This window comes from Rhodococcus sp. Eu-32 (assembly GCF_003336925.1).
Classification (GTDB): domain Bacteria; phylum Actinomycetota; class Actinomycetes; order Mycobacteriales; family Mycobacteriaceae; genus Rhodococcoides; species Rhodococcoides kyotonensis_B.
Genome location: NZ_QGNK01000019.1, coordinates 49,219 through 63,991 on the forward strand (window position 1 = coordinate 49,219; position 14,773 = coordinate 63,991).

Below are 14,773 nucleotides of genomic sequence, written 5' to 3' on the forward strand. Positions count from 1 at the left end.
TCAGATCGACGTTTCAGCTTGTCTCGTGTAGTCCGATTTCCCGGCTACCCTGGTTGCCATGACCGAACCGACTCGCGCGAAAGCGACCCGCCGTCCGCGGCGCAGTGCGAGCCAGCTGTTCATCGCCGCCCTGGTGGTGTTCGGCATCGCAGCCAGTGCGCTGCTGCTGTTCAGCGAGAACATTCAATGGCTGCGCGTCGGCCTGGTCTCGGCGCTGTGGGCCGCGATCGTCGGCGCCTTCGCGATGACCAAGTATCGACGCGACGCAGTGGCCGATCAGGCCAAGGCCAAGGATCTGCAGACGGTGTACGAACTGCAGCTCGCACGCGAGATCTCCGCCCGGCGTGAGTACGAGCTGGGCGTCGAGGCCCGGGTGCGCAGCGAGGTGCAGCTCGAAACCACCGAGGTCGCAGCCCTGCGCGCGGAACTCGCGCATCTCCGCGAGAACCTGCAGTTGTTGTTCGACGGGAACCTGCCCACCGAACGTGTGGCGCTGCGCGCCGAGGCGACACGGATGCAGGAACTCGGCGGTCGCAGCTACGAGAACTACCAGGCTGCGGCGTCGGGCCTATACGTCCCGGGCGGCGGTTCGCAGCCGCAGGCCACCACGTCGGACGCCGAGAGCGCGCCCGTCGCCGGGCTGGGAAACCCGCTCGACGAGCCCGTCACGGCCGAGACGTCCGTGCTGTACCCCGACGTCCCCATCGGCAGCGAAGACCCGGGAGCGACGGGCTATTCCACCGCCGCTCCTATCCGTCGACGGTCCGAGCGCGCGACGGATGTCCGGATCCCCGGCAGCGGACGTCGTGTTCCGATGCCACCGCGCGCACCCATCGCGCCCCTCGTCAACGAGCCGGTCGGCTCGCCTGCGGGCCCACCTTCTCTCCCGGAACCCGAGCCCGAGCTCGATCGTCAGCCGGAACCCGAGCGCGAGCCGGAGCCGCAGCCCGAACCCGCGTACGCCGGCGGTGAGGCAGCAGCGGAGGCGTCGCCGGACCCTGCGTCTGCTCCCGACCCTGTGCCGACGTACGACGACGGGCTGCCCCCGGTCTCACCGCGTCGCCGTCGTCGCGCGGAGCCGGAGGTCGACGCCGACGGAGCTCACTCGAACGGCCGGTCCGTCGCCGAGATCATGGCGGGTCTGCAATCGGGCGGGTCCGCGCCTCAGACGCGTCGGCACCGACGTCGCGCGGACTGACACGTTGCCCGTGAAATAGATCACGCGCTCGGCCCGTGGTCGGGCGGTGCACGATGCCGCTATCCTTCCTGAAGGACGTCTGGTACCCGCCGAGCGGGACTGGAACGAACGAAGGGATCTTTGGTGACCTCATCGGAGTTCACCGCCGACATCGCACCTGCACGCCTGACCGTGGGAATCGTTTCCGCGGGCCGTGTGGGCACTGCGGCCGGCGAGGCGCTCGAGCGCGTCGGCCACGTCGTCGTGGCGTGTTCCGCGGTATCCGCGGATTCGGTGCAGCGGGCGACGACCCGACTGCCCGACACCGAGATTCTGCCGGTCGACGAGGTCGCGCGTCGCGCAGAGCTTCTCGTTCTCGCTGTTCCCGACACCGAACTCGCATCCATCGCCTCCGGCTTGGCGTCGACGGGCGCGGTGGCCCCGGGAAAACTCGTCGTACACACGTCGGGTGCCAACGGCATCTCGGTGCTCGCACCGCTGACGGCACTCGGGGCGATTCCCCTGGCGATCCACCCCGCGATGACGTTCACGGGTGAAGCAGAGGACACGGACCGTCTGTCGTCCGCGTGTTTCGGTATCACCGCCGCCGACGAGATCGGTTACGCGGTGGCGCAAGCGCTCGTCCTCGAGCTCGGTGGCGAGCCGGTTCACGTCGCCGAAGAGAATCGGGTGCTCTATCACGCAGCTCTCGCGCATGGGTCCAACCACCTCGTCACGGTCATCGCCGACGCGATCGACGCACTCGGCGTCGCACTCGACGGCCCTGGATTCCCTGGTATCGACACGGACCCGAACACCCCGGTCCGAGTCCTCGCACCGCTCGTCACTGCCGCTCTCGAGAATGCGTTGCGACGCGGCCGCTCGGCGTTGACCGGGCCTGTCGCCCGCGGCGACCTCGTCGCCGTCGAAGCACACCTGGCGACGCTGGCGAAAGTCGATCCAGGCATCGCGGCCGAGTACCGAGCCCTCGCACTGCGCGCGGCAACGAAGATCGGCTCGAACCCCGAGCTCGTCGAATTTCTGGAAGGTGAACGATGACCCTGGCAGGCAGCTACAAGGCGGGGGAGCTGACAGTCCACCACGATCCGGCCGTCGTCACCTCGGTGTCGAAAGCCCTTCGCGCCGTGGGCAAGACCGTCGCGCTGGTGCCGACGATGGGTGCTCTGCACGCCGGGCACATCCATCTCGTGCGTCAGGCGCGGCGTACCGGTGCGGTCGTCATCGTGTCGATCTTCGTCAATCCGCTGCAGTTCGGTGCAGGCGAGGACCTCGACGCGTATCCGCGTACGCTCGATGCCGACGTCGAACTTCTGCGCGAGGAAGGCGTCGAGCTCGTGTTCGCTCCGTCGGCGTCCGACATGTACCCGGCAGGCCCGCGCACGACGATCCATCCCGGCCCGCTCGGGAGCGAACTCGAAGGGGTGTCGCGTCCCACTCACTTCGCCGGAATGCTGACGGTCGTCGCGAAGTTGCTGCAGATAGCGACTCCGCATGCGGCGTATTTCGGGGAGAAGGACTATCAGCAGCTGACTCTGATCCGACAGATGGTGCGGGACTTGAACTTCGACGTCAAGATCTTCGGCGTTCCGACGGTTCGCGAGCAGGACGGGCTCGCGCTGTCGTCGCGTAACCGATACCTCGATCCCGTGCAACGTGAGGCGGCGATGGTGCTGTCCGCGGCTCTCGTCGCCGGTGCTCACGCGGCAGCAGGTGGCGCCGAGGCGATTCTGACGACCGCACGGAGCGTGCTCGACAGCACGCCCGAGGTGAAAGTGGACTATCTGGAACTTCGGGGTGTGGATCTCGGTCCCGCGCCCGAACGCGGCGACGGCAGGCTGCTCGTCGCAGCCAAGGTCGGCACGACGCGGCTGATCGACAACGTCGGGGTCGCCGTCGGCACCGGCTTCCTCGAGAACTGAAGGGAACGACCATGTTTCGCACGATGATGAAATCGAAGATCCACCGCGCCACCGTGACGCACGCGGACCTGCATTACGTGGGTTCGGTGACGGTCGACAAGGACCTGATGGAGGCTGCGGACCTGCTCGAGGGTGAGCAGGTGACGATCGTGGACATCGACAACGGCGCGCGCCTCGAAACGTACGTCATCACCGGTGAGCGCGGCAGTGGCGTCATCGGAATCAACGGTGCCGCAGCGCATCTCGTCAATCCCGGTGACCTCGTCATTCTGATCGCCTACGGCGTGATGAACGAGCAGGAGGTAGCGAACTACGCCCCGCGCGTGGTGTTCGTCGACGAGAAGAACGCGCCCGTCGTGCTCGGCGCGGACCCGGCACACGCGCCGGAGGGTTCGGGCCTGATCGACCCGCGCTCGTTGCGCGCCGATTCCGTCGCGGTGTAGCCGTGCTTCTCGCGATCGACGTGCGCAACACGTCGACGACGCTCGGGCTCTTCACCGGCAGTGGAGATCACTCGAAGTTGTTGCGCGACTGGCGGATGCGCACCGATCCTCGCGTCACCGCGGACGAGCTGGCTCTGATGCTGCGTGGGCTTCTCGGCGACGACGTCGATCGGATCACCGGTGTATCGGCACTGTCGACGGTCCCGTCGGTGCTGCGCGAGATGCGCACGATGCTGGCGCGGTACTGGAAGCACGTGCCGCACGTGGTGGTCGAGCCCGGTGTACGCACGGGAGTGCCTCTGCTCGTCGACAATCCGAAAGAGGTGGGTGCGGACCGAATCGTGAACACCCTCGCGGCATACGATCTGTACGGAAGTGCGTGCATCGTCGTTGATTTCGGCACGACGACGTGTGTCGACGTCGTATCGGCCAAGGGAGAGTTTCTCGGTGGCGCGATCGCGCCCGGACTCGAAATATCAACGGCCGCAATGTCGTCGAGGTCCGCGGCGCTTCGTGAGGTCGAGTTGATTCGTCCACGCTCGGTCGTCGGGAAGAACACGGTCGAGTGCATGCAGTCCGGGGCCGTGTTCGGCTTCGCGGGTCTCGTGGACGGCCTCGTCGGACGCGTCAGGCGCGAGCTGCCCGAGTTCGCAGGCAAGGATGTCGCGGTCATCGGCACCGGCGACAGTGCACCGCTGATCATGGACGAGAGCACGTCGATCGAACATCACGAGCCCGATCTGACGCTCGAAGGCCTGCGTCTGGTGTACGAGCGCAATCTGGCGAAAAGGCGGGCGCGCTAGCGCGTTCGCGCTGCGTGTGTCAGAATCGTCGGCGTGATGATGTGCATGGGACCCCAGGAGTGTTGTCGAGGCTGACCGCTGCCTCGTTCATTTTCACACCCTGGAGTAGTTTCCGTGCTTTCCACACCTGTCTTTTCTGTATCTGCGCCCGTCTCTCCCCAGCTGACGCTGCCGACACGCTTGCGCCCCCATGACCTGCTGCGTATCACCGATCAGGGTGCTGCCGATGTTCTGGAGGGCCGCTTCGACCACCTGCTGCCCGCAGGCGGAGTCTGGCCCACCGACGAGCGTTGGTCGACGCGCCTGCACGCCGACGACGACCTCGACGTCTGGCTGATCAGCTGGGTCGCCGACCGGTCCACCGAGCTGCACGACCATGCGGGGTCGCTCGGAGCGCTCACCGTTCTCAGCGGCTCGCTCGTCGAATACCGTTGGGCGGGAGACGCGTTGAAGCGTCGACGTCTCGACGCGGGAGATCAGGCGTCGTTCCCTCTCGGATGGGTTCACGACGTCATGCGTGCACCCGCGTCGATCAGTACAGGGCCGACGCTGAGCGTGCATGCCTACTCGCCGCCTCTGACGGCCATGTCCTACTACGAAGTGACGGACAAGTCCACACTACGAAGAACCCGCACCGAGCTCACCGACGAACCCGAAGGACCTTCGAAATGACCATCGTCGAAATGCTGGAGCAGGCCCGCACCAAGATCGACCGCATGACCGTATTCGAGCTGCGCGACGCCGTCGCACGTGGCGCGATCGTCGTCGACATTCGCCCTCAGGCGCAGCGCGCCGTGGAGGGAACGCTGCCGGGTGCGCTCGCGATCGAACGCAACGTTCTGGAATGGCGTCTCGATCCGACCAGCGACGCGCGACTCGCCGCCGCGACCGACCACGACGTCGAATGGGTCGTGATCTGCTCCGAGGGATACACCTCGTCGCTCGCGGCCGCGTCGCTGCAGGAACTGGGTCTGACGAAGGCCACCGACCTCGTCGGCGGGTATCAAGCGCTCAAGGCGGCCGGGCTGCTCGGCATCCTGACACAGGCCAGGCACTGCGTCCGCGAGGCCGAGGCCGTCGCGTCGCACTGACGGGCTGTTCGAGCCTTCCCGGAAATGCACATGCATTTGCGAGGTACGTAGGGCTCGCGGATAAAGTGTGTGTCCGTGACTGAAGCAGCTTCCCCCATAGTCGACGACACGCCGGAACAGCTACGGATTCGTCGTGAAAAGCGGGACCGGCTGCTCGAGCAGGGCCGTGAGGCCTACCCGGTCTCGGTGGCGCGCACCCACTCGCTGCGCGAGATTCGCGATGCGTACCCCAGCCTCGACGCGGACACCACGACGGGTCAGCTCGTCGGCGTCGTCGGACGCATCATCTTCGTACGCAACACCGGCAAGCTGTGCTTCGCGACGCTGCAGGAAGGCGACGGCACCCAGCTGCAGGCGATGATCAGCCTCGCGGGCGTCGGGGAGGATGCGCTCGCAGCATGGAAGGCCGACGTCGACCTCGGTGACTTCGTGTTCGTGCACGGCGAGGTCATCTCGAGCCGACGCGGCGAGCTCAGCGTCATGGCCGACGAATGGCAGATGGCGTCGAAGGCGCTGCGTCCGTTGCCCGTCGCGCACAAGGAACTGAACGAGGAGACGCGCATCCGCCAGCGCTACCTCGACCTGATCACCCGTCCCGAGGCTCGTGAGGTCGCACGCAAGCGCATCGCCGTCGTCCGCGAGCTGCGTAACGCGCTCGAACGTCGCGGCTTCCTCGAGGTCGAGACCCCGATGCTGCAGACGCTGCACGGCGGTGCCGCGGCGCGTCCGTTCGTCACGCACTCCAACGCACTCGACACGGATCTGTACCTGCGTATCGCTCCCGAACTCTTCCTGAAGCGCTGTGTCGTCGGCGGCATCGAGAAGGTCTTCGAGATCAACCGCAACTTCCGCAACGAGGGCGCCGACTCGTCGCACTCGCCGGAATTCGCGATGCTCGAGACGTACGAGGCATACGGCACGTACGACGACTCGGCCCGCATGACGCGCGAACTGATCCAGGAAGTCGCGCAGGCGGCGTTGGGCACGCAGGTCGTCGTGCTTCCCGACGGCTCCACGTACGACCTGAGCGGCGAGTGGACGACGCTCGAGATGTACCCGTCGCTGTCGGAGGCCATCGGCGTCACCGTCACCCCGGAGACCACCGTCGACGAGCTTCTTGCACTGGCCGAGAAGGTGGGGCTCGAGGTGCCGCGCAAGGACGGCAAGCCGATCTACGGACACGGCAAGCTCGTCGAGGAACTGTGGGAGCACCAGGTGGGCGACGACCTGTCCGCGCCGACGTTCGTGCGGGACTTCCCCGTCGAGACGTCGCCGCTGACGCGTCAGCACCGCAGCATCGCGGGCGTCACCGAGAAGTGGGATCTCTACGTTCGCGGATTCGAGTTGGCCACCGGCTACTCCGAACTCGTCGACCCGGTCATCCAGCGCGAGCGGTTCGAAGATCAGGCGCGTCAGGCTGCGGCCGGCGACGACGAGGCAATGGTTCTCGACGAGGACTTTTTGGCCGCGATGGAACAGGGTATGCCGCCGACGACCGGCACCGGCATGGGAATCGATCGCCTTCTCATGGCGCTGACGGGATTGGGTATTCGGGAGACGATCCTGTTCCCGATCGTCAAGCAGTCGAAGTAGCCGGTTCGGTTGTTCGCCAGCAGCGGACAGCGAACCGGAAACGAAACTGCCCGTGCACGCGTTATGAACGGTAAGCAGGCATGGAGGGCCTCGGTAGGACCTTTCGGAACCGGGGCTTTACGGGACCGAGGGTCGGCAAGCGCACCACCGGCCAACTACAGTGAAGTTGGGCGCGCAGACGTATTCGAGCGTAGGCGCGACACCTTCGATGCCGAGCGACCCCGAGTTACCGAAAACGTGGTGCTGGAAAGACCTGGTGGGTGAGTGCTACCACCCACCGAGAAGTGAGGGAGAGCGATGTTCGAGAGGTTCACCGATCGCGCGCGGCGTGTTGTCGTCCTGGCTCAAGAAGAAGCCCGGATGCTCAACCACAACTACATCGGCACGGAGCACATCCTGCTCGGTCTCATCCACGAGGGTGAGGGCGTGGCGGCCAAGTCTCTGGAGTCGCTGGGTATCTCCCTTGAAGGAGTCCGCAGCCAGGTCGAAGAGATCATCGGTCAGGGCCAGCAGGCTCCGTCCGGTCATATTCCCTTCACCCCGCGCGCCAAGAAAGTTCTGGAGCTCAGCCTGCGTGAAGCGCTGCAGCTCGGCCACAACTACATCGGCACCGAGCACATCCTGCTGGGTCTGATCCGCGAAGGCGAAGGCGTCGCGGCTCAGGTTCTGGTCAAGCTCGGAGCCGACCTGAACCGTGTTCGCCAGCAGGTCATCCAGCTGCTGTCGGGGTACCAGGGCAAGGAGCCGTCGGAGTCCGGCGGCAGCCGTGGCGAGGCGGGCACCCCGTCGACGTCGCTGGTTCTCGACCAGTTCGGACGTAACCTGACCCAGGCTGCCCTGGAAGGCAAACTCGACCCCGTCATCGGTCGCGCGAAGGAAATCGAGCGCGTCATGCAGGTCCTGAGCCGCCGTACCAAGAACAACCCTGTTCTCATCGGCGAGCCCGGCGTCGGTAAGACCGCCGTCGTCGAAGGCCTCGCGCAGGCCATCGTCAACGGCGAGGTTCCCGAGACGCTGAAGGACAAACAGCTCTACACCCTCGACCTCGGGTCGCTGGTTGCAGGCAGCCGCTACCGCGGTGACTTCGAAGAGCGCCTGAAGAAGGTCCTCAAGGAGATCAACACTCGCGGCGACATCATCCTGTTCATCGACGAGCTGCACACTCTCGTGGGTGCAGGTGCGGCCGAGGGCGCCATCGACGCGGCGTCGATCCTCAAGCCGAAGCTCGCTCGTGGTGAGCTGCAGACCATCGGTGCCACGACCCTCGACGAGTACCGCAAGTACATCGAGAAGGACGCGGCTCTCGAGCGTCGTTTCCAGCCCGTCCAGGTCGGTGAGCCGACCGTCGAGCACACCATCGAGATCCTCAAGGGTCTGCGCGATCGCTACGAGGCTCACCACCGCGTCTCGATCACCGACGGTGCTCTCGTCGCGGCCGCGACGCTGGCCGATCGCTACATCAACGACCGCTTCCTGCCGGACAAGGCCATCGACCTCATCGACGAGGCGGGCGCGCGCATGCGCATCCGCCGGATGACCGCGCCGCCGGACCTACGCGAGTTCGACGACAAGATCGCCGACGCTCGTCGCGAGAAGGAATCCGCGATCGACGCACAGGATTTCGAGAAGGCTGCGAACCTGCGCGACAAGGAGAAGCAGCTGGTTCACCAGCGCACCGAGCGTGAGAAGCAGTGGCGCTCCGGTGACCTGGACGTCATCGCCGAGGTCGACGACGAGCAGATCGCCGAGGTCCTCGGAAACTGGACCGGCATCCCTGTCTTCAAGCTCACCGAGGAGGAGACCACGCGTCTGCTCCGCATGGAGGAGGAGCTGCACAAGCGGATCATCGGCCAGGAAGACGCCGTCAAGGCCGTCTCGAAGGCGATCCGTCGTACGCGTGCAGGCCTGAAGGATCCGAAGCGCCCGTCGGGCTCGTTCATCTTCGCCGGCCCGTCCGGTGTCGGTAAGACCGAGCTGTCGAAGGCTCTCGCGAACTTCCTGTTCGGCGAGGACGACGCACTCATCCAGATCGACATGGGCGAGTTCCACGACCGCTTCACCGCGTCGCGGCTCTTCGGTGCTCCTCCCGGATACGTCGGTTACGAAGAGGGCGGCCAGCTCACCGAGAAGGTCCGTCGCAAGCCGTTCTCCGTCGTCCTGTTCGACGAGATCGAGAAGGCACACCAGGAGATCTACAACACGCTCCTGCAGGTGCTGGAAGACGGCCGCCTCACCGACGGTCAGGGTCGTACGGTCGACTTCAAGAACACCGTGCTGATCTTCACGTCGAACCTCGGTACGTCGGACATCTCGAAGGCCGTCGGCCTCGGCTTCTCCTCGGGTGAGGGCCAAGGCTCGAACTACGAGCGCATGAAGCTCAAGGTCAACGACGAGCTGAAGAAGCACTTCCGCCCCGAGTTCCTCAACCGTATCGACGACATCGTCGTGTTCCACCAGCTCACGCAGGACGAGATCATCCAGATGGTCGACCTCATGCTGAACCGCGTGGAGGGTGCGTTGCGGAACAAGGACATGTCCATCGAGGTCACCGAGAAGGCGAAGTCCCTGCTCGCGAAGCGCGGCTTCGACCCCGTCCTGGGTGCGCGGCCGCTGCGTCGCACCATCCAGCGCGAGATCGAGGACCAGCTGTCGGAGAAGATTCTCTTCGGCGAGATCGAGGCCGGCCAGATCGTTCTGGTCGACGTCGAGAACTGGGACGGCGAAGGCCAGGGCGAGGACGCCAAGTTCACGTTCCGCGGTGAGAAGAAGCCGATCAGCGTTCCGGACGAGCTGCCCGTCGACCTGGCCAAGGCCGCGGGAGACAGCGACAGCGAGTAACCAGGTAGTTCCAACGAAGCGGGCCACGCCATCTGTTCGGCGTGGCCCGCTTCGTTGTCTCGCTCTCCTGCGGCATCGATGTCACGCGGCAGCCGACAGACGGCTGCGAGGGTCCATCGATGCGGAACGACCGCGAGCGAGCACACAGTTCGCACGACAAAGGTGAGGCACGAACGCCCCCACTGAGCTTTACTGTCGCGTGTGACTTCTGTCGAGAAGGGCTCGGTACCGGCCCGGGCCGGGCTGGTGTTGTTCGTTCTGATCCTCGTCGCCGCAGTGGCGAACCTGAACCTGGCCGTCGCCAACGTCGCTCTGCCCGAGATCGGTCGAGATTTCGACGCGAGTCAGACCCAGCTGAACCTCGTCGCCGTCGCGTACTCGCTCGGTCTGGCCGCGTCGGTGTTGTACCTCGGTGCGATCGGAGATCGGTACGGACGCAAGCTACTGCTCGTGCTGGGAATGACGCTGTCGATTCCGGCATGTGTGGTCGCGGGATTCGCGCCGAACGTCGAGGTGCTGTTCGGTGCCCGATTGCTCGGTGGTCTGTCCGCGGGGCTCGCGTACCCGACGACGTTGGCCCTGATCACGGCGTTGTGGTCGGGACCGGCACGAACCAAGGCGATCGCGTTGTGGTCGGCGCTCGGCGGCGCACTGTCCGCGCTGGGACCGCTGATGTCGGGCGCGCTGCTCGAGAAGTTCCATTGGGGTTCGGTGTTCCTGGTGACGCTGCCACTCGCGTTGCTGGCCTTGATCCTCGCAGTGGTGCTCGTGCCCGCGCACGTCAACGAGACGACCGACGCGGTGGACCATCTCGGCGGCATGGTGTCGGTGATGTTCATCGCGGCCCTGGTTCTCGGTATCAACTTCGCGCCGGTCCAGGGCATGGGGACGTTGTCCATCGGTCTCGGCGTCATCGCGCTGGCGGCGGGGGCCGCGTTCGTCGTCCGGCAGCGACGGGTCGAATCTCCGTTGTACGACCTGGGCGTCGCCCGACGTCGCACGTTCTGGGTGGCGGCGTTGGCGGGCATCATCGTGTTCGGATCGTTGATGGGTGTCATCTTCGTCGGACAGCAGTTTCTGCAGAACGTGCTCGGATACTCGACCCTCGCTGCTGGCGCGTCGACGCTTCCCGCCGCGCTGGCGATGGTCGTCGTCGCACCACAGTCGGCCAAGCTCGTCGAGTCCCACGGGTCGAGGTTCACGCTGCTGCTCGGATACGTGTTCATCGTCGCCGGGCTCGTCGTCGCATGGGCGACCTGGAAGGAGAACATCGCCTACTGGGTCGTCGCGATCAGCTACATCATGCTCGGCGTCGGCGTCGGGTTCGCCGGCACACCGGCGTCGCGGTCGCTGACGGGCTCGGTTCCGGTGCATCGTGCCGGAATGGCTTCCGGCACTGCAGATCTCCAACGCGACCTGGGTGGTGCCATCATGCAATCCACCCTCGGAGCGCTGCTGACGGCAGGCTATGCGGCGTCGGTGTCCTCGCAGATCGCGAGCTCCCCAAACGCGAGCGCGGTCAGCGAGCAGACCCAGGCGGTCCTGACGAAATCGTTCTCCTCGGCCGCCGATCTCTCCGAGAGTTACCCGCAGTATGCCGATCAGATCATCTCTGCCGCGAGGCAAGCGTTCCTCGACGGTGACCAGAATGCCTACGCCGCAGCCATTCTCGTGGTTCTGGTGGGTGCAGTTCTGGTGTTCTTCGCATTCCCCAAGCGTGACGCCGAAAGAGTCCTTCTCGCGCACTATCATTCGCACGACGCGCAGCGAGCGGAGTCCGCGGAGAGGTCCGGTTAGGCAACAGCCGATCCGGGCAACCTGCACACCAGGGCCGCTGGACGGGCGGCCCGTGACGAGAGGAATCGGAACGCAATGCCCACACGTACTTCGCGCACCGCATGGAACGGAACCCTCGAAGCCGGATCGGGTCAGGTCGAGCTGACGAGTTCGGGCGCAGCGACGTTCGACGTGTCCTTTCCCAAGCGTGCCGCCGAGGACGCCGACGGCACGACGAGCCCGGAGGAGTTGATCGCTGCCGCGCACTCGTCCTGCTACGCAATGCAGCTGTCGGCGCTGATCGCGGAAGCGGGAGGCACACCCCAGAGTCTCGAGGTCAAGGCCGACGTCTCGCTCGGCCCGGACGATCCCGGATTCAAACTCACGGGTATCAAGCTGACGGTCCGCGGTGAGGTCGACGGCCTCGACGACGAAGGTTTCGCGAAGGCTGCGCAATCGGCCAAGGAGACGTGCCCGGTCAGCAAGGCACTCATGGGCGTCGAGATCACTCTGGACGCCGCGCTCGAATCCTGACCCGGGAACAGGTGAACGGGCAGTTGGCGGCGATACCGCCTGGTCTCCAGTAGCCGAGCGTTACATCCTTCCCCTAGTCTGTAATCCTTAAAAGACGAACCAATCCGGTGCGGTTTCGGGTACGAATACCGATGGAACGACTGGTTTCGACGCTGAATACAAGGATTCGACGGTTGGGGGACCAGGAAGGAACGGCCCGAGACGATGGTCTGGTCGAGGTTCCTGGCTGCGGGGCTCGCCTGCGTGGCCGGGTACATCCTGCTCGCCGACGATGTCTGGCGTGCGGTTCTCCATGCCGTAGTCGCCCTCGTTGCCGTCGTGGCATTCGTCCGCGGTGGATATGCGCGTCGCCGCGACGACCGGGCAACGTGGGTCCTGCTGCTGATCGGTCTGCTGGCCTGCGTTGTCGGCGACGCCGTCGTCGAGTTCGGGGATGTCGAGGGGCGCGCGGCACCGGTGGTGTCGGTGGCGGACGTCCTGTATCTGGTCGGTCATGCGGCGTTCGTCGGCGCAGTTCTTTGTTTGCGCGACGCCGACGGCCGCGTCGTCAAGGTCGAGGACGTTCTCGAGGCGTCGATCGTGGCTACCGGACTCGGCCTGATCTCCTGGGTCTTCCTGGTCGGGCACGGGCCGGCCGGAGAACTGCCGGATCGGTTGGCGTCGAACTGGCCCGTTGTCCTGTACCCGATCGCGGACGGCCTGCTCGTCGCCACGGCCTTGATCCTTCTGCTGTCCAAACGCGCGCGAACCACTCCGTTCGTGCTGTTGACGGTCGCGTTCTGCGCGATCGCCCTGTCGAATCCGCTCGCGTACAACGCATCGACATATACGTTCTGGAACGGTCTGACCGTCGATCCTGCTACCGCAGCCTCGCTCCTCGGCTACGTGCTGTTGGCCGCGTACTCGCTCCACCCGTCGCGTCGGGTGTCGTCGTCCGTCGGGGTGGAAAAGCACGTGTTCGCCGACCGAACGCGACTCCTCGGGTTGTGCGCGGCGAGCCTGATGGCGCCCGTCGTGATGGGCGTAGAACTCGCACGGGGCGCTCCGGTGTCCGAGTGGGGCTGGATCGTCGCGGGGTGTTCGATGGTCGTGGTCGCGCTCGTCGGAGCTCGAATGGCCTGTTTCCTGTCGGTGATGAGACGCCAGGCGTCGGAACTGACCACCGCGGCGATGTCGGACTCCACCACCGGTCTGCCGAACCGTCGGCGTATCGGTGAACTGCTCGACCGCGCGGTGGACGAGGCGGCAGACCAGGGAATTCTGGTGCTGATCGTCGATATCGATCGCTTCGCCCAGATCAACGAGACGTTCGGATATCCGGTGGGAGACACCGTTCTGCGCGAAATCGGGCAACGACTCGTCTCCGCCGCGGTGACGGACGCCGTTGTCGGACGGCTCGGCGGAGACCAGTTCGTCGTCGCGGTACCGACGCAGCGAATGCCGATGCCGGCCGCCGAATGTGCCGAGCACTTCCAACGATGTGTGAGCAGGACGATGTTCGTGCACGACATCAATGTCGCGTTGGAAGCGACGGTCGGCGTCGTGCAGTCCTCGACGCTGCCCGGCGCCGACGCCGACGCACTCCTGCAACACGCGCACGTCGCGCTGACCGCGGCGAAGGCGGGCCACATGCGCCTGTCGATCTACGCCCCGGCGATGGACTGCGATCGCCGCGAGCAGATGCGGTTGCTCGGCGAACTCGAAACTGCCGTTCTGCAACGCCAATTGCGCGTGTTCTTCCAGCCCTGCCTGGATCTGCTGACCGGCCGTGTCGTCGGCGTCGAGGCACTGTTGCGGTGGCAGCATCCTCGGGAAGGACTGATCGGGCCCGGTTCGTTCCTTGCCGACGCCGAGCGCACCGGTATGCTGCCCGCGATCACCGCGTACGTTCTGGAAGACGCGCTGGCTTGCTGTGGAGCATTGCGCAGCAAAGGTTTTCGCATCGGTATCTCGATCAACCTGTCCGTGCGCAACCTGATCGACCCGACGCTCGTCGATCAAGTTGCGTCGGCGCTCGAGCGGCACGACGTGCCGTCGTCCGCAGTCGAATTCGAGGTGACGGAGACGTCTGCGATGACCGATCCGCGTCGCTCGGTCGACGCGCTCGTGTCACTGAGGGACATCGGATCGTCGATCGCGATCGACGACTACGGCACCGGATACAGCTCGCTGGCCTACCTCAGATCCCTTCCGGTGCAGACACTCAAGATCGACAGGTCGTTCGTCACCGCGATGAACAGTCAACCCACCAATGCATCCATCGTGCGTTCGACGATCGAACTCGGACGCAGCCTCGGAATGAACGTCGTCGCAGAAGGCGTGGAGGACAAGGCAACTCTGGATCGTCTTCGCGTTCTCGGATGCGACGGCGCGCAGGGCTACCACATCGGACGCCCTGTTCCCGCCGAGGAACTGCAGGCGCTCGTCGAGCGCGTCGAAGGCAGGGTCTCGTCCGGACTCGACGTGGACCGTGACGACGACGCCTCGTCGGAAGCCGTAGGGCCGGTGCCCCAACGACAGTAGCGAGTGACGCCGTACGGGCGTAGGACGATGAGGGCGCACCACGAAGCATCGGGGG

At 65.5% G+C, this 14,773-nt stretch carries 12 protein-coding genes; all 12 read left to right on the plus strand.

Annotated elements, in window-relative coordinates; genetic code table 11:
* Positions 1–58: 58 nt before the first annotated feature.
* Positions 59–1,198 (plus strand): DUF6779 domain-containing protein, encoded by a 1,140-nt coding sequence (locus tag DK926_RS20660; protein WP_114331959.1) that lies wholly within the window; start codon positions 59–61, stop codon positions 1,196–1,198.
* 123 nt (positions 1,199–1,321) lie between these two features.
* Positions 1,322–2,236, plus strand: coding sequence for a DUF2520 domain-containing protein (locus tag DK926_RS20665; RefSeq protein ID WP_114331960.1), 915 nt, complete (start codon positions 1,322–1,324; stop codon positions 2,234–2,236).
* Positions 2,233–3,117, plus strand: coding sequence for a pantoate--beta-alanine ligase (gene panC, locus DK926_RS20670; protein WP_114331961.1), 885 nt, complete (start codon positions 2,233–2,235; stop codon positions 3,115–3,117). The genes DK926_RS20665 and panC overlap by 4 nt, the downstream gene beginning before the upstream one ends.
* An 11-nt stretch (positions 3,118–3,128) precedes the next feature.
* Positions 3,129–3,560, plus strand: a complete 432-nt coding sequence (gene panD, locus DK926_RS20675; RefSeq protein WP_068423188.1) for an aspartate 1-decarboxylase — start codon at positions 3,129–3,131, stop codon at positions 3,558–3,560.
* 2 nt (positions 3,561–3,562) lie between these two features.
* Positions 3,563–4,363 (plus strand): type III pantothenate kinase, encoded by an 801-nt coding sequence (locus tag DK926_RS20680; RefSeq protein WP_114331962.1) that lies wholly within the window; start codon positions 3,563–3,565, stop codon positions 4,361–4,363.
* Between the two features lie 114 nt (positions 4,364–4,477).
* Positions 4,478–5,035, plus strand: a complete 558-nt coding sequence (locus DK926_RS20685) for a cysteine dioxygenase family protein (RefSeq protein WP_243636927.1) — start codon at positions 4,478–4,480, stop codon at positions 5,033–5,035.
* Positions 5,032–5,454: a rhodanese-like domain-containing protein gene (locus DK926_RS20690; RefSeq protein ID WP_068423179.1), complete on the plus strand. Its 423-nt coding sequence runs from the start codon at positions 5,032–5,034 to the stop codon at positions 5,452–5,454. The genes DK926_RS20685 and DK926_RS20690 overlap by 4 nt, the downstream gene beginning before the upstream one ends.
* Before the next feature lie 75 nt (positions 5,455–5,529).
* A complete protein-coding gene (gene lysS, locus DK926_RS20695; protein ID WP_114332004.1) occupies positions 5,530–7,047 on the plus strand; it encodes a lysine--tRNA ligase in 1,518 nt (505 codons plus the stop codon).
* A 297-nt stretch (positions 7,048–7,344) separates the two neighbouring features.
* Entirely contained in the window at positions 7,345–9,885 is a 2,541-nt protein-coding gene (locus tag DK926_RS20700) for an ATP-dependent Clp protease ATP-binding subunit (protein WP_068423176.1), read from the plus strand.
* A 201-nt stretch (positions 9,886–10,086) separates the two neighbouring features.
* A complete protein-coding gene (locus DK926_RS20705) occupies positions 10,087–11,682 on the plus strand; it encodes an MFS transporter (RefSeq protein ID WP_114331963.1) in 1,596 nt (531 codons plus the stop codon).
* 75 nt (positions 11,683–11,757) lie between these two features.
* Complete coding sequence (locus DK926_RS20710) at positions 11,758–12,195, plus strand: OsmC family protein (protein WP_114331964.1); 438 nt, start codon at positions 11,758–11,760, stop codon at positions 12,193–12,195.
* A 204-nt stretch (positions 12,196–12,399) separates the two neighbouring features.
* Positions 12,400–14,718 (plus strand): bifunctional diguanylate cyclase/phosphodiesterase, encoded by a 2,319-nt coding sequence (locus tag DK926_RS20715; RefSeq protein WP_114331965.1) that lies wholly within the window; start codon positions 12,400–12,402, stop codon positions 14,716–14,718.
* Positions 14,719–14,773 lie beyond the last annotated feature (55 nt).

Coding starts and splice junctions, on each gene's coding strand:
- DK926_RS20660 (WP_114331959.1), top strand. CDS start 59: ATGACCGAACCGACTCGCGCGAAAGCGACCCGCCGTCCGCGGCGCAGT.
- panC (WP_114331961.1), top strand. CDS start 2,233: ATGACCCTGGCAGGCAGCTACAAGGCGGGGGAGCTGACAGTCCACCAC.
- panD (WP_068423188.1), top strand. CDS start 3,129: ATGTTTCGCACGATGATGAAATCGAAGATCCACCGCGCCACCGTGACG.
- DK926_RS20690 (WP_068423179.1), top strand. CDS start 5,032: ATGACCATCGTCGAAATGCTGGAGCAGGCCCGCACCAAGATCGACCGC.
- DK926_RS20700 (WP_068423176.1), top strand. CDS start 7,345: ATGTTCGAGAGGTTCACCGATCGCGCGCGGCGTGTTGTCGTCCTGGCT.
- DK926_RS20710 (WP_114331964.1), top strand. CDS start 11,758: ATGCCCACACGTACTTCGCGCACCGCATGGAACGGAACCCTCGAAGCC.
- DK926_RS20715 (WP_114331965.1), top strand. CDS start 12,400: ATGGTCTGGTCGAGGTTCCTGGCTGCGGGGCTCGCCTGCGTGGCCGGG.